15 protein-coding genes are annotated in these 18,283 nt (G+C 67.5%); 6 read left to right on the plus strand and 9 right to left on the minus strand.

Annotated features, from left to right (window positions below; all coding sequences use genetic code 11):
* Positions 1-50: 50 nt before the first annotated feature.
* From lspA to AVMA1855_RS16295, 3 genes are all read right to left on the minus strand, one after another.
* Positions 51-560, minus strand: a complete 510-nt coding sequence (gene lspA / locus AVMA1855_RS16285; RefSeq protein ID WP_272564652.1) for a signal peptidase II — start codon at positions 558-560, stop codon at positions 51-53.
* The gene (ileS, locus tag AVMA1855_RS16290; RefSeq protein WP_284426514.1) at positions 560-3,433 is read right to left on the minus strand and encodes an isoleucine--tRNA ligase; all 2,874 of its coding nucleotides are present in this window, start codon (positions 3,431-3,433) and stop codon (positions 560-562) included. Before ileS ends, lspA begins: the two co-directional genes overlap by 1 nt.
* Before the next feature lie 109 nt (positions 3,434-3,542).
* Positions 3,543-4,583, minus strand: a complete 1,041-nt coding sequence (locus tag AVMA1855_RS16295; protein WP_284426515.1) for a bifunctional riboflavin kinase/FAD synthetase — start codon at positions 4,581-4,583, stop codon at positions 3,543-3,545.
* 166 nt (positions 4,584-4,749) lie between these two features.
* On the opposite strand from AVMA1855_RS16295, the gene AVMA1855_RS16300 reads away from it, so the two are divergent.
* The 4 genes from AVMA1855_RS16300 (at position 4,750) to AVMA1855_RS16315 (ending at position 8,346) form a co-directional block, all read left to right on the plus strand.
* Positions 4,750-5,307, plus strand: a complete 558-nt coding sequence (locus AVMA1855_RS16300) for an HNH endonuclease (RefSeq protein ID WP_284395223.1) — start codon at positions 4,750-4,752, stop codon at positions 5,305-5,307.
* A 116-nt stretch (positions 5,308-5,423) separates the two neighbouring features.
* Entirely contained in the window at positions 5,424-6,407 is a 984-nt protein-coding gene (locus AVMA1855_RS16305) for a TRAP transporter substrate-binding protein (protein WP_272564647.1), read from the plus strand.
* A 119-nt stretch (positions 6,408-6,526) separates the two neighbouring features.
* On the plus strand, positions 6,527-7,042 hold the full coding sequence (locus AVMA1855_RS16310) for a TRAP transporter small permease (protein WP_284426516.1): 516 nt from the start codon (positions 6,527-6,529) through the stop codon (positions 7,040-7,042).
* A 20-nt stretch (positions 7,043-7,062) separates the two neighbouring features.
* Entirely contained in the window at positions 7,063-8,346 is a 1,284-nt protein-coding gene (locus AVMA1855_RS16315) for a TRAP transporter large permease (protein ID WP_272564644.1), read from the plus strand.
* A gap of 77 nt (positions 8,347-8,423) precedes the next feature.
* Here AVMA1855_RS16315 and AVMA1855_RS16320 read toward each other — a convergent pair whose 3' ends face one another.
* Entirely contained in the window at positions 8,424-9,737 is a 1,314-nt protein-coding gene (locus tag AVMA1855_RS16320; RefSeq protein ID WP_284426517.1) for a tetratricopeptide repeat protein, read from the minus strand.
* Between the two features lie 248 nt (positions 9,738-9,985).
* Positions 9,986-11,293, minus strand: a complete 1,308-nt coding sequence (locus tag AVMA1855_RS16325; RefSeq protein ID WP_284426518.1) for a glycoside hydrolase family 18 protein — start codon at positions 11,291-11,293, stop codon at positions 9,986-9,988.
* A gap of 178 nt (positions 11,294-11,471) precedes the next feature.
* Here AVMA1855_RS16325 and AVMA1855_RS16330 point away from each other — a divergent pair, with 178 nt between their 5' ends.
* Positions 11,472-12,599 carry an esterase-like activity of phytase family protein gene (locus tag AVMA1855_RS16330; protein WP_284408381.1) on the plus strand — a complete coding sequence of 376 codons (1,128 nt, stop codon included), beginning with the start codon at positions 11,472-11,474 and terminating at the stop codon, positions 12,597-12,599.
* A gap of 109 nt (positions 12,600-12,708) precedes the next feature.
* On the opposite strand, the gene AVMA1855_RS16335 is transcribed toward AVMA1855_RS16330, so the two are convergent.
* The 4 genes from AVMA1855_RS16335 to AVMA1855_RS16350 form a co-directional block, all read right to left on the minus strand.
* A complete protein-coding gene (locus tag AVMA1855_RS16335; RefSeq protein WP_284426519.1) occupies positions 12,709-14,313 on the minus strand; it encodes a hypothetical protein in 1,605 nt (534 codons plus the stop codon).
* Positions 14,314-14,515: 202 nt separating this feature from the next.
* Positions 14,516-15,631: an acyl-CoA dehydrogenase family protein gene (locus AVMA1855_RS16340; protein WP_284426520.1), complete on the minus strand. Its 1,116-nt coding sequence runs from the start codon at positions 15,629-15,631 to the stop codon at positions 14,516-14,518.
* A 48-nt stretch (positions 15,632-15,679) separates the two neighbouring features.
* The gene (locus tag AVMA1855_RS16345) at positions 15,680-16,885 is read right to left on the minus strand and encodes an acyl-CoA dehydrogenase family protein (RefSeq protein WP_284426521.1); all 1,206 of its coding nucleotides are present in this window, start codon (positions 16,883-16,885) and stop codon (positions 15,680-15,682) included.
* A 63-nt stretch (positions 16,886-16,948) separates the two neighbouring features.
* Positions 16,949-17,662, minus strand: coding sequence for a YceH family protein (locus tag AVMA1855_RS16350; protein ID WP_284426522.1), 714 nt, complete (start codon positions 17,660-17,662; stop codon positions 16,949-16,951).
* A 21-nt stretch (positions 17,663-17,683) separates the two neighbouring features.
* Between AVMA1855_RS16350 and purN the strand changes: the two genes are divergently transcribed.
* On the plus strand, positions 17,684-18,268 hold the full coding sequence (gene purN, locus AVMA1855_RS16355) for a phosphoribosylglycinamide formyltransferase (RefSeq protein ID WP_272564637.1): 585 nt from the start codon (positions 17,684-17,686) through the stop codon (positions 18,266-18,268).
* Positions 18,269-18,283 lie beyond the last annotated feature (15 nt).

Below are 18,283 nucleotides of genomic sequence, written 5' to 3' on the forward strand. Positions count from 1 at the left end.
TGCCGCAGCCAGCGTGTTGCCGGGCAGGGCGCGCTGTCGGCGCCCGGTCTTCAGGACGAGCGCTTCACCCGCAGCAGTTCATCCAGGATCAGGCAGGCCGCTCCCACCGTGATGGCCGAGTCCGCCAGGTTGAAGGCCGGAAAGTGCCAGCCCCGCGCGTGGAAGTCCAGAAAGTCCACCACGTAGCCGTGCATCATGCGGTCCACCACGTTGCCCACGGCGCCGCCCAGGATGCTGGACAGCGCGAAGCAAAACAGCTTTTGCCCGGGATGGGCGCGCAACTGCCACACGATGAACAGCGTGGCCGCCACGCCGATGCCCGTGAACACCCAGCGCTGCCAGCCGCCCGCATCCGCCAGGAAGGAGAACGCCGCGCCCGTGTTGTGCGCACGCACGATGTTGAAGAAGCCGGTGATGTAGGTGGCATCGCCCAGCCGGTAGTAGCCCAGGATCAACGTCTTGGTGAACTGGTCTGCGATCAGGATCAGCAGTGCCCAGACGAGCCAGGGCCACATCTTGCCGCCCGCGGAGGATGAAGACGAATAGCTGCTGCGGGCCATCACGCGTGCTCCCGCGCTTCGCCGGCGCCATACAGGTTGCTGGTGCAGCGGCCGCACAGCGTCGGGTGGGCCGGGTCCTGGCCCACATCGCTGCGGTAGTGCCAGCAACGCTCGCACTTGGTGTCGGTACTGGCCTGCACGCTGATCCGCAGCGCATCGCCCGCCACCAGTTCGATCGCGGACGTGATGAAGACGAACTTCAGGTCGTCGCCCAGGCTGGCGAGCAGCGCGTGGTCTTCGGGGGCGGCGGTCAGGGTGACGGTGGCCTGCAGCGACGAGCCCACCTGGCCGGCCGCGCGCAGCGCCTCGATTTCCTTGTTCACCGCATCGCGGATGGCGCGCAGGCGGGCCCACTTGGCCAGCAGCCCTTCGTCGGCGCCCGCGATGGCGCCATAGGTTTCCAGGAAGATCGATTCGGACGTGCCGAACACCTTCCACGCCTCTTCCGCCGTGAACGAAAGGAAGGGCGCCATCCAGCGCAGCATGGCGTGCGTGATCTGGTAGAGCGCGGTCTGGGCGCTGCGGCGTGCCAGGCTCTTGGGCGCCGTGGTGTACAGGCGGTCCTTGAGCACGTCGAGGTAGAAGCCGCCCAGGTCTTCCGAGCAGTACAGCTGCAGCTTGGCCACCACGGGATGGAACTCGTACACCTGGTAGTGGGCCAGCACTTCGGCCTGGAATTCGGCGGCCCGCGTGAGCGCATAGCGGTCGATCTCCAGCATCTGGTCGAACGGCACGGCGTCGGCCTTCGGATCGAAGTCGCTCACGTTGGCCAGCAGGAAGCGCAGCGTGTTGCGGATGCGGCGGTAGGCGTCCACCACGCGCGCCAGGATCTTGTCGTCGCCCGCGATGTCGCCCGAGTAGTCGCTGGCGGCCACCCACAGGCGGATGATCTCGGCGCCGAGTTTCTTGTTGATCTCCTGCGGATCGATGCCGTTGCCCAGCGACTTGCTCATCTTGCGGCCCTGGCTGTCCACGGTGAAGCCGTGGGTCAGCAGGCCCTTGTAGGGCGCGCGGCCCTCCAGCGCGCTCGCCAGCAGCAGCGAGCTGTGGAACCAGCCGCGGTGCTGGTCGTGGCCTTCGAGGTACAGGTCGGCCTCGGGGCCGGTGTCGTGGTGCACGTTCGGGTGCGTGCCGCGCAGCACGTGGAAGAAGGTGGAACCGGAGTCGAACCACACCTCCAGGATGTCGGTGCTCTTGGTGTAGCAGCCGGCGTCCTCGGCGCCCAGGATGTCTTCGGGCGTCACACGGCTCCAGGCCTCGATGCCGCCCTTCTCGACGATATCGGCCGCCTGGTCCATGATCTCCATGGTGCGCGGATGCAGCTCGCCCGAGTCCTTGTGCAGGAAGAACGGGATCGGCACGCCCCAGCTGCGCTGGCGCGAGATGCACCAGTCGGGCCGGTTGGCGATCATGTCGTGCAGGCGGGCCTTGCCGTTCTCGGGGTAGAAACTGGTGTGCTCGATGGCTTCCAGCGCCGTCTGGCGCAGGGTCTTGGGCGCCTTGTCCTTCGTGAACACGCCTTCGCCTTCGTCCATGCGGATGAACCATTGCGCGGCGGCTCGGTAGATCACCGGGGTCTTGTGGCGCCAGCAGTGCGGGTAGCTGTGGGTGATGTCCTTGGTGGCCATCAGGCGGCCAGCGTTGCGCAGCGCCTCGATGACGACCGGCACGGCCTTCCAGATGTGCTGGCCGCCGAACAGGGGGAAGTCGGCCGCGTAGGTGCCGTTGCCCTGCACGGGGTTCAGGATGTCGTCCAGCGCCAGACCGTGCGCGCGGCAGGAGTTGAAATCCTCCAGGCCGTAGGCGGGAGAGGAGTGCACGATGCCGGTGCCGTCGTCGGCCGTGGCGTAGTCGGCCAGGTACACGGGCGACAGGCGCCGGTAGCCATGGCTGCCGTCTTCGCTTTTCACGTCGTAGAGCGGGTGTTCGAACTCCAGCCCGCCGAGCTTTTCGCCCAGCGCCGTGGCGAGCACCTGGCCGGTGAGGCCGTAGCGGGCCATGCAGTCTTCCACCAGCGATTCGGCCAGCACCAGCAGGCCACGCTCGGTGTCCACCAGTGCATAGGTGATTTCGGGGTTCAGGTTCAGCGCCTGGTTGGCGGGGATGGTCCAGGCGGTGGTGGTCCAGATCACCACGAAGGCATCTTTCTGCAAAGCGCTCAATCCGAAGGCGGCGGCCAGCTTCGCGGGCTCGTGCGCCTTGAAGGCCACGTCCAGCGTGGTGCTCTTCTTGTCCTGGTACTCGATCTCGAACTCGGCCAGGGATGAGCCGCAGTCGAAGCACCAGTACACGGGCTTCAGGCCCCGGTACACGAAGCCGCGCTCCATCACGCGCTTGAACGCCCGGATTTCGCCCGCTTCGTTGGCGAAGTTCATCGTCTTGTAGGGGTTGTCCCATTCACCCAGTACGCCCAGGCGCTGGAAGTCGCCCATCTGCTGGGCGATCTGCTCGGTGGCATAGGCGCGGCTCTTGGCCTGCATGTCGTCGCGGCTCAGGTTGCGGCCGTGCTTTTTCTCGATGGCGTTCTCGATCGGCAGGCCGTGGCAATCCCAGCCAGGCACGTACAGCGCGTCGAAGCCTTCGAGCTGGCGCGCCTTGGTGATCATGTCCTTCAGGATCTTGTTCACCGCATGGCCCATGTGGATCTGGCCGTTGGCGTAGGGCGGGCCGTCGTGCAGGATGAACTTCGGTGCGCCGCAGCGGGCGTCGCGCAGCTTCTTGTAGATGCCTTTTTCGTCCCATTCCTTCACCCAGCCCGGCTCGCGCTTGGGCAGGTCGCCGCGCATCGGGAAGGCGGTGTCGGGCAGGTTGAGCGTGGCGCGGTAGTCCGTGCCGGTGGAAGGGGTGGGGGAGGCGTTCGTGTTCTCGGACATGGCAAGACCTAAGGAGCGGGCCGTTCCGGGCCATGGCCTGGAACGCAGGAAGAGAAAGAAGATCAGGGGGCGGACGGGGCCGCAGGGCTGCGCTGCGGCACGGGGACCGTCAAATTCGGTCGCGCGTGGTCTGGCGACGGGTCTCGGCGTGCGTGGAGGCGGAGAAATACGCCCGCGCGTCATCGCAGTCCCTGGCGATGCCGCGGGTGAGGGCGTCGAAGCTGTCGTATTTCAGCTCGTCGTGCAGTTTGTGCAGGAGTTCCACGCGGGCGATTTTACCGTACGCCCCTTCGGCCCCCAGATCGCGGGGCCAGTCCAGGCAGTGGGTCTCCAGCAGCACGCGGCCGCCGTTCACGTCCCGGGGATCGAGCGATGGGCGCACGCCCAGGTTGGCCACGCCCGGCAGGGGCTCGGCGGCCAGGCCGTGCACCCGCACCACGAAGATGCCGCCCGCAGCGGGCTTCCAGTGGGCAAAGCGCAGGTTGAGCGTGCGAAAGCCGTCGCCGGCGCCCTCGCGGCTGGCGCCCAGCTCACGGCCGAGCTTGCGCCCGTGCACCACGTGGCCCGAGATGGCATAGGGCCGGCCCAGCAGCCGCGCGGCGTCTTCCATGCGGCCGGCGGCCAGGGCCTCGCGCACGGCCGAGCTCGATACCCGCAGGCCATGCACCTCGTAGCTGTTCATGCGGGCCACCTCGAAGCCCTGGCGGCGTCCGGCGCCGTCCAGCATGGCGTAGTCGCCCGCGCGCTGCGCGCCGAAGCGGAAATCGTCGCCCACCAGCACGTAGCGCGCGCCCAGGCCGCGCACCAGCACGTCCTCGATGAACGCCTGCGGCGGCTGGCTGGCCAGCCGTTCGTTGAAGGGCAGCACCACGGTCTGCTGCACGCCGCAGCGGCGCAGTTCGTCCAGCTTGTCGCGCAGGGTGCCGATGCGGGCGGGGGCCAGTTCGGGGCGCTGGCGGGCGCCGGCGAAATAGTCGCGCGGGTGGGGCTCGAACGTCAGCACGCAGCTGGGCACGCCGCGGTGGGCCGCCTCGTTGTTCAGCAGCGCCAGCATGGCCTGGTGGCCACGGTGCACGCCGTCGAAATTGCCGATGGTGAGGGCGCAGGCCGATGCAATGTCGGGGTGATGGAAGCCTCGAAAGATCTTCATCGGAGTGCTTTACTTTTGATAGCGCCGTGCGCAGGTGTATCAAGCGCTGGACGCCAATTTGTCATGAACGGAGTATATTGTGAGCCACAGGCAGGCCTTGGCACGCCGCCCGTGAGACATCAGCGTTCCGAATCCTTGTGTGCATCGTTGTTCCAGGAGGCGAGTTGTGAAGGTCTTGAAGTTGTCGGCCCAGGGGCTGCCCCAATCGTGGATTTCGCTGGAACAGGCGGTCATTCACTATGCCGCGGGCGAGGTGCGCTGGGAATCTGGCGCGCAGATCGCCCGGTTCCGCGGCGGCCACAATGCCGTGACGGGCGAGCAGTCGGTCATCGGTGTCAACAGCATCATCGGCACCAAGGGCGTGCCGTCCATCAACCCGTTCAACCTCAAGCCCAGCCTGACCAACGGCAAGCTCTTCGCCCGCGACCGCAACGTCTGCGCGTATTGCGGCGGGCACTTCCACGAAGAAGACCTCACGCGCGAGCACATCGTGCCCTATGCGCGCCAGGGCGTGGACCACTGGATGAACGTGGTCACGGCCTGCCGCCCCTGCAACCACCGCAAGGGCCCGCGCACGCCCGAGCAGGCGCACATGCCGCTGCTCTATGCGCCCTACGTGCCCAGCCTGTGGGAGGACTTCATCCTGCGCAACCGCCGCATCCTGGCGGACCAGATGGAGTTTTTGATGGCGCACGTGCCCAAATCGTCCCGCCTGCTGGACTGATCGAAAAAAAAGCGCCTGCGCAGGTACTTTCCCCGAGGGCCGGGGGCCGGGGCTGCGGGAATAATCCTGCCTCCTTTGTCACAACGCCCCCTGGGGGCTCAGATCGGACCGTTTCCATGCGCATTGCTTCCCGCCGCCTGTTGCTGGCCGCCGCCGTTGCCGGCTTGCCCATCCTTCCCGTGTTCGCCCAGCAGGCCAAGGAAATCAAGGTCGGCTATGCGCTGGCGATCAACTCGCACTACGGCGCGGCCGCCCAGGCCTGGGCCGACACGGTCGAGAAAGGCACCAACGGCGCCTTCAAGTTCAAGCAGTTCCCCTCCAGCGCCCTGGGTGGCGAGCGCGAGCTGATCGAAGGCCTGCAGCTGGGCACCGTGGAGGCGGTGATCGTCTCCACCGGCGCACTGAGCAACTTCGTACCCGACGTGGGCGTGGTGGACATTCCATTTCTTTTCCGCGACACGGCCCATGCCCGCGCGGTGCTGGACGGCCCGTTCGGCCAGGACCTGCTGGGCAAGTTCAAGGGCCGGGGCCTGATCGCCCTGGCCTGGGGCGAGCAGGGCTTTCGCCACCTGACCAATAACAAGCATCCGGTGAGCACGCCGGCAGACCTCAAGGGCCTCAAGATCCGCGTGACCGAGAACCCCGTGCACATCACTGCCTTCCGCACGCTGGGCGCCTCGCCCACGCCCATGTCCTGGCCCGAAGTGATCGGTGCGCTGCAGCAGGGCACGATCGATGGGCAGGAGAACCCGATGTCGGTGATCGTTTCCGCCAAGCTGCCGCAGGTGCAGAAATACCTCTCGCTGACCGGCCACGTCTATGCGCCCATGGCGCTGATCGTGTCGCCCAACCTCTGGTCGAGCCTCAGCGATGCGCAGAAGGCCAGCTTCACCCAGGGTGCCAAGGCGGGTGCGGCGGCCTCGCGCAAGTTCGTGGACGACGTGGAGCAAAAGGGCCTGGCAGACGTCAAGGCGGCCGGCATGCAGGTCGTGGAGTCGGTCGACAAGTCGGCCTTCCAGAAGGCCCTGGAGCCCGCCTACAAGCAATACGCCACCAAGTTCGGCCAGAAGACGCTGGACCAGATCACCGGCACGAAGTGATGGTGGCCGGCGCGGCCGGAGCCTGTCCGGCGTGCGCTTTTTCTCTGCCCGGCCTGGCCGGGCTTTTCCGTTTTGATCGATCGACCGACAGATTGGCGCCGGCAGGTGCCCTCCCTCCCATGCTGAACCGATTCGAGCGCGCGCTGGTGGCCTGTAACCGCTGGCTGCTCATCATCCTGCTGCTGTCCATGGCCTGCATCGTCTTCGCCAACGTAGTGCTGCGCTACACCACGGGCGATTCCATCGTCTGGGCGGAGGAGGTGGCCCGGCACCTGATGATCTGGGGCACGTTCCTCGGGGCCGGACTGGTGCTGCGTTTCGGCGGGCACGTGGCCATCGACAACCTGCACCACACGCTGGGGCAGACTGGCGCGCGCTGGCTGCGCGGACTGATCGTGGCGGGGCTGGGCGTGTTCTTCCTGGTGATGGCGTGGTTCTCGGTGCAGTACGTGTGGGCCACGCGGTTCCAGACCACGCCGGCCACCGACATCGCGTTCGCCTGGATCTATTCGGCGATGCCGGTGGGCTTCCTGCTGCTGTTCGTGCACCTGCTGTTCATGGCCCGGGGCTATGTACGGGATGGGCGCTATGTTGAGTCCGACGAGATGGACGCCGAGTCCGCCGCGTCGCTGTGATGTTCCCAATGACCTGACCCATGGCCATCACCCTCTTCGTTTCCGCCATCGTCCTGATGGCACTGGGCTTTCCCGTCGCATTCGCGCTGGCCATGTCGGCCGCGATCGCGGTGTTCGTGGGCGGGCGCTATCCGCAGCTGATCGTGTTCAAGGAGATGTTCACCGGCATCGACAGCTTCCCGCTGATGGCGGTGCCGTTCTTCATCCTCGCGGCCGAGATCATGTCCGGCGGCGCGCTCACCGTGGTGCTGCTGCGCTTCGCGGCGCAGTTCGTGGGCCACCTGCGCGGCGGGCTGGGGCATGCCAACATCCTGTCACTCACGCTGTTCTCGGGCATCTCGGGCTCGGCCCTGGCCGATGCGGCGGGGCCCGGCTCCATGATGGTGAAGATGATGGACAAGGCCGGGTATTCGCGTGCCTACGCGGCGGCACTCACCGCCAGCACGGCCATCGTGGGCCCCATCATTCCGCCCTCGATCATCATGATCATCTATGCGCTGCAGGACGAGCAGGTGTCTGTGGGGGCGCTCTTCATCGCCGGCTTCGCGCCCGGGCTGCTGATCGCCGCGGCCATGGCGCTCGTCAACTGGCGCGTGTGCGTGCGCCGAGATTACCGATCGCGCGAGCCGCGGCCGAGCCGCGCGGAGATGCTGTCCAACAGCATTCGCGCCATCCCGGCGTTGATGCTGGTCGTGCTGATCCTGGTGGGCATCCGCTTCGGGATCTTCACGCCCACCGAGGCGTCGGTGGTGGCGGTGTTCTATGCGCTCATTTGCGGCAAATGGATCTACCGCACGCTGGAGTGGAAGGCGCTGCCCCACATCGCCGCGCGCTCGGCCTTGCTGACCGCATCGGTGCTGCTGGTGGTGGCGGCGTCGGCCGCGTTCGCCTGGGTGCTGACGATCGAAGGCATTCCCCAGCAACTGGCGGAGACCATCGTGGGGTGGAACCTGTCGCCCGTCACCTTCCTGATCGCGGTGAACATCCTGCTGCTGCTGTTCGGCATCTTCATGGAGCCACTGCCGGGCGTGATGATCCTCGTGCCGATCCTGGCGCCCATTTCGGCGGCGCTGGGCATCGATCCGATCCACTTCGCGATGGTGGTGATCGTCAACCTCACCCTGGGCATGATCACACCGCCCGTGGGCGGGCTGCTGTTCGTGACCTCGGTGGCCACCAAGGTGCCGCTGGCGGCCCTCACGCGGGAGCTGCCGCCCTTCCTGCTGGCGCACCTGGCGGTGCTGATCCTGCTGACTTTCGTGCCGGCCATCTCGACCTGGCTGCCTCACGCGCTGGGGTTCTGACCCCGCGCACGAGGGCATGAAAAAAGCGCGGCAACGGCCGCGCTTTTTCTTTGGGGGGCGCCGTGGGCGCCCCGCCGTCAGACCGCCTTGCGCGCCGTGACGATGAAGCCCTGCACGGGCGCGTTGTTCTCGTAGCGCAGCACGGTGTCTTCCACTTCCACGGTTTCGAAGCCCGCCGCCTTGCACAGCGCCACCACGTGGCTGCGCTTGTGGGCGTAGCGGCCGCTGGACTGCAGCACCATGTCCGGGCCCGCTTCGTCCGAGGTCTCGCACGAGAAGATCAGCTCGCCCTGGGGCACCAGGATGCGCAGGGCGTTGGGAACGGTCTCGGTCAGGTCGCCGGTGTAGATGAACACGTCCAGCGCGGCCAGCACGTCGTAGATGGCGTCGGGCGTTTCCTGCAGGGCGTCGAGCAGGTTGACGTGGTGGAAGCGGTCGTACACGTTGTGGCGGCCGGCCTGCTCGATCATCTTCATCGAGATGTCCACGCCGATCAAAAAGCCGTCCAGCCGGCCCAGGCACACGCCAAGCAGGCCCGTGCCGCAGCCCAGGTCCAGCAGGTTGAGCTTCTTGTCCGGAAAGCGTTCGAGGATCTTGTCCGCCACGCGCTTGGGCAGCTGGTAGCGCAGGCCGCGCACCATGTGCTGGTCGTACATATCGGCCAGGCTGTCAAAGAGGCCGCGGTTCAGCTCCGGTGGCTGGTGCTTTGGCGTCACGCCATGGGCCAGCGCGGCGTAGTAGGCATAGACCGAGTCGCCAGGGGCCAGTTCCAGCAGCGTGGTCGTGTCGGCAATCGCTCGACCAGGCGTGCCGGCGGCAATGTGGGCATTCACGCGGCCCAGCAGCGACTCGGTGTCAGCGGCGTTCTCGTCGATCAAGCCGCTCCACATTTCGATGGATTCGCCATGCGCACCCTGGCTGCTGAGATCGCGCGCTAGCAGGCGGCGCAGTTGCGGATCCCCCGGCACGAGTTGTAACCCCCGACGCAGGTGGCGGATCGCCATGTCCAAGTGACCCGCACGGTGTGCTATGTCAATCACGCCGGCCAGCGCTACCAAGTTCGTTGGTTCGAGCTGGGCTACCTTCTCCGCCGTACTCAGCGCTTCCTCGAACTGGTTCTGGCGAGCCAGCAGCATCGCCAGTTCCAGCAGGCCAGGCGCCCATTCCGGAGAGATGGCTACGGCGTGGCGCAGCGCCTCGAATGCCCTGGGCAGGTTGCCGGCTTTTTCCGCCATCAGGCCTGCCAGCATGAAAACGCGGGGGTCGTTGGGGGATTGCTTCTGAGCCTTGTTCAGCGTGAGCGCGGCTTTTTGCAACTCGCCCGCGAGAATTTGCGTCCTGGCTGTTTCAAGGTGTTTACGATTGGGATCTGCGAGAGGTGTTGCGCTCATGTCTGGAGGGGGGCAAATAGGGGGGCGCAGTGCTCGGCGCCTTCGGGATTGCGTGAATTATCCCGGATTCGCTATACGTCCTTCGGGGAATTTGCCGCGCTGCTGCGAGGGTGTCGTGACGTGGCTGGTGTCGCGCCGAGCAGGTGCCGCGTGCATATCTCCAACCTTCCTGACGCTGGCATGAAAAGACCGCTAATACCCGATGGGTGTCAGCGGCCTCTGAGCCCTGATGATCGATCAGTGATCGGTCAGCGCGAGAGTTCGTCGCCCACGGCGCGCACCAGCTCGCCGCCGTCGCCCGACAGCTCCCAGAACATCATGCCGCGCAGGCGGGCCAGCTTCACGAAACGCGCCTTCTCGCGCAGGGTCTGCGCATCGTCGAAGGTCCAGAATGTGGTGCCGTCGAACAGCCAGGCCGAGCGTGCGTGGGCATCCCAGTAGCGGGTGAAGCCCGGCTTGGCCTGGAGGGTCTGGTAGTCCTCGATGCCCGCCTCGTACGTGCCGGCGGGAATGCCCGTGGCCGGCTGGTACAGGCCGCGCTGGGCGTTGGTCACGCCCGTCCAGCCGCGCGAATACAGCGGCGCCCCGACGACGATCTTGTGCGCTGGCACGCCCGCCTGCAGGTATCGGCCCACGGTCTCGACCACCGAGAGTTTCTGCGTACGGGCCGGGTCGTTCGGGTTCGGCGCGAGCGCGGCCTGGTGGTTGGTGGTGCTTTCCCAGGCGCCGTGCAGGTCATACGCCATCACGTTGATGAAGTCGAGCGACCGGGCCACCTCGGCCAGTGCGATCTTGGCGGCGGTCTGCGGGCCGGCCGGCGCGGCGATGGTCAGGCGCAGCTGCGGATCGATCGCATCGAGCTGGCGGCGGAACTCCTGCAGCAGCAGCGTGAAGTTGCGGGTGTCTTCGGGCCGCACGGTGTTGCCCTCGGCGCCTTCTGCCGCCGGGTATTCCCAGTCGATGTCGATGCCGTCGAACACGCCGGCGGCCGGCCCGTTGCCCGCGGTGCTGCCGTCGGTCCGGCCCTTGATGAACAGGTCGATGCAGGAGGTGACCAGCGCGCTGCGGGATTCGGCGGTGAGCGCGGCGTCGGAGAACCATTTCGACCCGTTCCAGCCACCCAGCGCGATCAGGACCTTGGTTCCGGGGTAGGCGCGCTTGAGTGCGAGCAACTGCTGGAAGTTGCCGCGCAGCGGCTGGCTGGCATCGACCGCCTGGCCGTCCACGCTCTCTTCGGCGGCCCAGGCGCGCTCCACGTCGGCGTAGGCATCGCCCAGCTGGCAGACCACCGGGCCGGTGCCGCCGGCCTGCGCAGGCTGCGCGTTGCCGAACGCGTAGTTGATGGTGGTTACCGCCGGAACGCCGCCCTGGGCGACCAGGTCCTTGACCTTGAAGTTGCGCGCGTAGATGCCCCACGAGGTGAAGTAGCCGACGACTTCGCGCGGTGGGGCGCCGCTGCCCCCGCCAGGGCCGTGGCCCGGTCCGTGGCTCCAGGCGCTGGTGGCCACGAGGGCCATCAGGGGGATGGCGGCAATCTGTCGGATCAAGGTGCGCATGGCGGGAAAACCTCCGGAACTGTTGTTGGGGCGGCCACTATAGCGAAATTCCACCTTTTGGAATGTGTGAAATTTCCCTGCAAAATGCCGGGCCGCGAGCGCCATCAACTTGTCATGCGGGCCCGCTAAGGTCCGGCGCTGTCCATCCCTGCCATCCACCTTGTCCGAAGAGCCGTCCATGTTCAGACCCCTTGCCTGCGCTGCCATCCTCTCCGTGTGCCTTGCCGCCTGTGGGGGCAGCGACGGCGGTGCCCGCGACATCAGCGTGCGCCTGATCGGAGAGCAGACCGTGCCGAACACGCTGCAGGTGGGCGGCACCCTGGTGGGAGGGCTCTCGGGCATCGACTACGACGCCGCGCGCGACACCTGGGTGCTGGTCAGCGACGACCGCTCGGACAAGAACCCCGCGCGCTTCTATACCGCGCGCCTGCAGTTCGACCCATCCACATTCGCACCCGTGCAGTTCCTGGGCACCATGCCGTTGCGCCAGGCGGACGGCAGCGTGTACCCCGCGCGCACGGCCTCCACGGCGACCAGCCCCGTGCCCGATCCGGAGGCGATCCGCATCGATCCGCGCGACGGCAGCCTGTGGTGGACCAGCGAGGGCGATCGCAGCCTGGGCCTGGACCCGTTCGTGATGCATGCCGATGCCAGCGGCCGGGCCCTGGGCGCGCTGCCCTGGCCTGCGGCTTACCGCATGTCGCCCACGCAGGCAACCGGCGCGCGCAACAACCTCACGCTGGAGGGACTCAGCTTCTCGGCCGACGGCGCATCGCTGTGGGCCGCCATGGAGGCGCCGCTCTATCAGGACGGCCCGGTGCCCACGCCCACGGCGGGCGCGTATTCGCGCATGCTGCAGTACAACCGCAGCGGTGCGCTGCTGCGCCAGGTGGCCTATCCGGTCGATCCCATCCAGGCGGTTCCGGGCACGGGCAAGAACGCGGACAACGGCGTGTCGGAAATGCTGGCGGTGGACGACCACCGCTTCCTGGTGCTGGAGCGCTCGGGCGTGCAGGGCAGCGACGACCTGTACCGCATGTACATCCGCCTGTACGAGATCGACACCCGGGATGCGACCGACGTGAGCGGCATCGCCTCGCTGGCCTCGGGCGGCTTTACCGCAGTGCGCAAGCGCCTGGTGCTCAACCTGAACACGCTGGGCCTGCGCACGCTGGACAACATCGAGGGCATGGCCTGGGGGCCGCGTCTGGCCAACGGCCACCGCAGCCTGGTGATGGTGTCCGACAACAACTTCAACGACACGCAGATCAGCCAGTTCCTCGCCTTCGAGGTGCTGTCCGAATAGCGCGCTGCGCCGCCCCAGGTGGGCAGTCGCGGCAGGCGGGCGGTCGCGGCGGGCGAACCACGCCGCCTTGGTTTTCGGTTGCTGACCGCGGCGAGGCCCGGCAACCCTGTCAGGGGGCCGGCGTGTTCAGTTCCTCGTTGCTGCAGGAACGGATCCCTCCCGGTGCGCTCCGGACGCAGATGCCGACAGCCCACGGCAGGTTCAGCAATCGGTAGGCGGCGATATGGCCGCCGGTATCGACTTCGAAAACGAAGTTGGTGTAGTCGCCCGTCTCCATGCTCCCATCGCAGAGGTAGGTTCCGGAACTGACGAGGCTGCGGCCTGCGAGTTGGTAGCTGCCGGAATAGTTGCAGCCATCGGTGCCGTCTCCGCTGTCGTGGCGCATTTTGAACTGACCGTCGCGTGCCTGGAGCTGGAGCCGCAGGTCCCCCACTCTCACCGAGTTGCCTCTGAGGTAACGGGTGCGGTAGGTCTGATTGAACCGCGCCGTGAGGTCCTCGTATTGGAAACGCCGGATGCGCCGGGGCGTGTCGCCGGGCAGGGTCACGGTGCCCGTGGTGGCGGAGTCGAAGGTGATGTGCATGGCCCCGAGGTTGGATGCCTCTTCGCCATTGCTCAGGCCGCCTCCCAGCCGGGGGCCGTTGCGGTATTCGTGCAGGTCGCCGGTGAAGGCCGTTTCGTTCTCCGCGCGCTGGCCGCTGGCCTGCAGGAAGAGCGAAGAGCCGTCGGGCCGGTAGCCCACATAGGTCACCACCATCGCGCGGCCCTGCTGCGTATCGATCTGCAGGCTGCGCCCGGGCCGGCCGTCCACCTCGCCCTCGAAACCCCAGATGCCTGGATCGGGCTGGGGTGCCCTGGCGCGCGCGGCTTCGCAGATGGGAGGCCAGTCCATGAAGCCGGATCCCGCCATGCAGGCACCGAAGAGGTCAACGCGCTCGCTGCCTTGCCACAGGGTGCCCCGGAACAGACCATCGGCCTGCATCACGAAATGTTCGGCGCGGTAGGCCCCCGTTGTTTGCGTCCCATCTTTCTTGGTGCAGGTGTATGTACCTTCGGAGGACACCCCTGCGCCTGCCGGTTGGGCGGAGCCCGTGTAGGTGCATTTGGGCGACCCGAGGCGGGCGGGAAAGCTCTCGGTTCGCATTGAAAATTGACCATCCTGCAGCTTTTCCACGTCGATCCACAGCGGAATCGTCGAGCCTTCTGCCAAGGCCGCGAATGATTCGGCCCCGATGGAGTGGGACATGAGCCGCCCGGACGGGTCTTCGTACTGGTAGCGTGAAATGCGCCGCGGCGTGTCTCCGGGCAGGGTCACCGTCCCGGAGGTGGGGGTGTCGAAGACGATCTTCACGGGGCCGGCCGTGGCGGCGGTCTCGCCATGGCCCGCACCGCCGCCGATCACGGGGCCATTGCGGAATTCATTCAGCGTGCCTTCGAAGGTGGAAGACCGCTCGGGGCGCGTGCCCGCCGCCTGCAGAAAGAACGACGAGCCGTTCGCGCGGTACCCCAGGTAGGACACGGCCATGGCGCGGCCGGCCTGGGTATCGATGTGCAGGCTGCGGCCGGGACGCCCGTTCAGTTCGCCGTCGAAGCTCCACATGCCGGGCTCGGGCTCGGCCGTCTGAGCCCAGGAGGGAACCGCGCAGACGGCAAGGAGGAGGCCGCTCAGCAGTGCGGCCCGTGCAGAGGAAGGAGGCAAAGGGGAGTGGTGCATGGGCTTGCTCTTTTCAGCAAATGCGCTTGTCAGCCAAGGGATGCTTTGGCAAAAAGAGGACTGGACCACAGAGCGTGGCCTCCTGCCACCCCTCCCCGGTGGGGACCGTGTGTTCATCCCCTACAAGCCGCCCGGCACCGGGCTTTCGCGCGTTCCTGGCGGGCGATCCGCCGCTTACATGCCCTGCCCCGCAGAAAGTCTTTCAGGCGAAGACGCCAGCCGTGTCCTGCATGCGCGCCGATACCTCACCCAGGTGGTGCAGCGTGTCGCCGTACGTCATCTCCAACTGGGTGAGCGTCTTGAAGTAGTGGCTGCCGATGTATTCGTCGGTCACGCCGATGCCGCCGTGCAGCTGCACCGACTGCTGGCCCACGAAGCGCATCGACTGGCCCAGCTGCACCTTGGCGCGGGCGATGGCGCGGCGGCGCTCGTCCGCCGGTGCGTTGAGCTTGAGGCTGGCGTAGTAGCTCATCGAGCGCGCCAGCTCCAGCTGCATCTTCATGTCGGCCACGCGGTGGCGCAGGGCCTGGAAGCTCGCGATCACCACGCCGAACTGCTTGCGCTGGTTCATGTAGTCCACGGTGAGCGACACGGCCTGGTCCATCACGCCCACGGCCTCGGCGCACACGCCGGCGATGCCGGTGTCCACCGCCAGGGCCAGCGCGGCCAAGCCTTCGGTGGTGACGAGGGTGGCGGGTGCGTCGGCCAGCTGCACCTCGGCCGCGCGGCTGCCGTCCTGCGTGACGTAGCCGCGCGTGGTGACGCCCGGGGCGCTGCGTTCGACCAGGAAGAGGGCGATCGCGCCATCCAGTTGGGCAGGCACCAGGAAGGCATCGGCCTGGTCGCCGGCCGGGACGATGTTCTTGAGACCGGTCAGCGCATGGCCTGATGGCGCCGCTGTCGCCGTGGCTTCGCACACGTCGAGGCGGTAGCGGGCTTTGCGCTCCTGCTGCGCCAGCACGACCAGGGTCTCGCCGCTGGCGATGCGCGGCAGCCAGTCGGCCTGCACGGCTTCGGGTGCGTACTGGCCCAGCACGCTGCTGGCGATGAAGGCCTGGGCGAGCGGCTCCAGCACGATGCCCCGGCCCAGTTCCTCCAGGGCCACCATGGCGTCCACCGGGCCCTGGCCCAGGCCGCCGTGCGCCTCGGGCACGGTCAGGGCCGTGAGGCCCAGCTCGGCCAGTTCGTTGTAGGCCGCGCGGTCGAAGCCGCCGGCGGCCACGATGCCGCGGCGGCGCTCGAAGGTGTAGCCCTTGTCCACCCAGCGGCGCACCGCGTCGCGCAGCGATTGCTGGTCGTCCGAGAAATCAAAGTCCATTTTTTTCACTCCTGGCGAAGTTCTCGCCCTGGCGGGAGGGGGTGGGGTTCAGCCCAGAACGGTCTGGGCGACGATGTTGCGCTGCACCTCGTTGGAGCCGCCGTAGATGGTGGTCTTGCGCAGGTTGAAGTAGTTCGCGGCCAGCGGGGCGTTGGCCACCTCGCCCCCCGGGAATCCGCCCAGCGCGCCGGCGCCCGCATCACCCTGCCAGCCTGCCTCCATCGCCTCTTCGATGAAGGGCAGGCTAAAGGGGCCGGCGGCCAGCATCATCAGTTCGGCGTAGCGCTGCTGGATCTCGCTGCCGCGGATCTTGAGCAGGCCGGCGATGTCCAGCGAGTTCTTGCCGGATTTTTCAGCCGACAGCACCCGCAGCACCAGCATTTCCAGCGCCACGATGTCCACCTCCAGCAGGGCGATCTGGTCGCGAAAGCGCAGGTCGTCGTACAGGCCCTCGGCGCGGGCGATGCGCTTCAGGCGCTCCAGCTCGCGCTTGCTGCGGTTCACGTCGGCGATGTTGGTGCGCTCGTGGCTCAGCAGGTGCTTGGCGTAGGTCCAGCCCTTGTTCTCTTCGCCGATCAGGTTCTCGGCGGGCACCTTCACGTTGTCGAAGAAGACCTCGTTGACCTCGCATTCGCCGTCCAGCAGCTTGATGGGCCGCACCGTGACGCCGGGCGACTTCATGTCCAGCAGCAGGAACGAGATGCCGGTCTGCGGCTTGCCCTCGTTGCTGGTGCGCACGAGGTTGAACATCCAGTCGCCGTACTGGCCCAGCGTGGTCCAGGTCTTCTGGCCGTTGACCACGTAGTGGTCGCCCACGCGCTCGGCGCGCGTCTTGACCGAGGCCAGGTCCGAGCCCGCGCCGGGCTCGCTGTAGCCCTGGCTCCACCACACCTCGCCGCTGGCGATGCCGGGCAGGAAGCGCTTTTGCTGTTCGGCATTGCCGAAGGCCATGATGACGGGCGCCACCATCACCGGCCCGAAGGGGATGATGCGCGGCGCGCCGGCCAGGGCGCATTCCTCTTCGAACAGGTGCTTTTGCACAGCGGTCCAGCCCGGGCCGCCGAACTCCCTGGGCCAGCCGAAGCCCAGCCAGCCCTTCCTGCCCAAAATCTTGGCCCAGCCCTGCATGTCGCCCCGCGTCAGGCGCAGGGCGTTGTGCACCTTGTGGGAAATCTCTGGGGGGAGATGCTCTTTGACCCAGGCGCGAATCGTTTCGCGGAAGGCCTGTTCTTCGGGGGTGAATGCGAGATCCATGCGGTGTGTCTCCTGGGGCTGCCGGTTCGAGCCGATCCACCGGTTGTAGCACGGTCGTGCTTTTTACTCCTGTCCGGGCGGCGACACGGGCGCAGCGCCTTCCGGCTCCGCTGCCTCCAGCCCCAGTTCCTGGCACAGGCGCTGCACCGTGGCGCGCAACTGGGCCACTTCGGCCTCCAGGGCGGCCACGCGCGGGGCCAGTCCCTGGGCGGCGGGGGCCTCGGAGGCCGAGGCACCGGCGGCGTACTGGCTCGCATCGACCGGGCCGCACAGCAGGTGGGCCCAGCGCTGCTCGCGGGCGCCGGGCGCGCGCGGCAGCTGCACCACCAGCGGGCCGCCTTTTTCTTCGCTGCGCGACTGCAGCTCGTCCAGGAAGGCCTCCACCGAGGAGATGTCGGCGAACCGGTGCCAGCGTTCGGAGTTGATGCGCAACTCGCCCGCGGTTTGCGGCCCGCGCAGCATCAGCAGGGCCAGCAGCACCGCCGACTGGTCGGGCACGCCGATGCCGCGCGGGAAGTTGTGCTCGAACTTGGTCGCCCGGTTGCCGCCGATCTCGACCGCCAGCGTGCGCAGGCGCAGCGAATCGAGCGCCTCCTGGGCTTGGGGCTCGGTCAGCTGCATCACCGGATCGCGGCTGCTCTTTTGGTTGCAGCCGGTCAGCACGCCGTTGAGCGTGAGGGGGTAGCTGTCGGGCACGGTGCGGGCCTTTTCCATCAGCGTGGCGAGCACGCGGGCCTCGGTGGGCGACAGGGGGCGGGTGCGGGGATCGAAGGGCATGGCGGGGGATAATTTCCGGCAATGAAGAACATCGTGATTTTGATCTCCGGCAGCGGCTCCAACATGGCAGCCATCGTGAATGCTTCGCGCCAGCAGGATTGGGCCGGCCGCCACGGCGCCCGGGTGGTGGCTGTGCTGAGCAACAAGGCCGACGCCGCGGGCCTGGCCTGGGCCCGTGCCGAGGGGATCGCCACGGATTCGCTGGACCACCGGGCGTTCGATTCGCGCGAGGCCTTCGATGCGGCGCTGGCCGAGCGCATCGACGCCCATGCGCCGGCGCTGGTGGTGCTGGCGGGGTTCATGCGCATCCTGACGCCTGCGTTCGTGGCGCGCTACGCCGGGCGGCTGGTCAACATCCATCCCTCGCTGCTGCCCGCCTTTCCGGGGCTGCACACGCACCAGCGCGCCATCGATGCGGGCTGTGAGGTGGCCGGCGCCACCGTGCACGAGGTGACGGCCGAACTCGATTGCGGCCCCATCCTGGCCCAGGGCGTGGTGCCGGTGCTGCCCGGCGACACGGCGCCGGTGCTGGCCGCGCGCGTGCTGGCGCAGGAGCACGCCATCTACCCGCGCGCCGTGCTCAAACTGCTGCACCGGCTGGGCTGATCCGGACCGCCGGGC

It is taken from the genome of Acidovorax sp. SUPP1855 (assembly GCF_030158955.1).
Lineage (GTDB): Bacteria > Pseudomonadota > Gammaproteobacteria > Burkholderiales > Burkholderiaceae_C > Paracidovorax.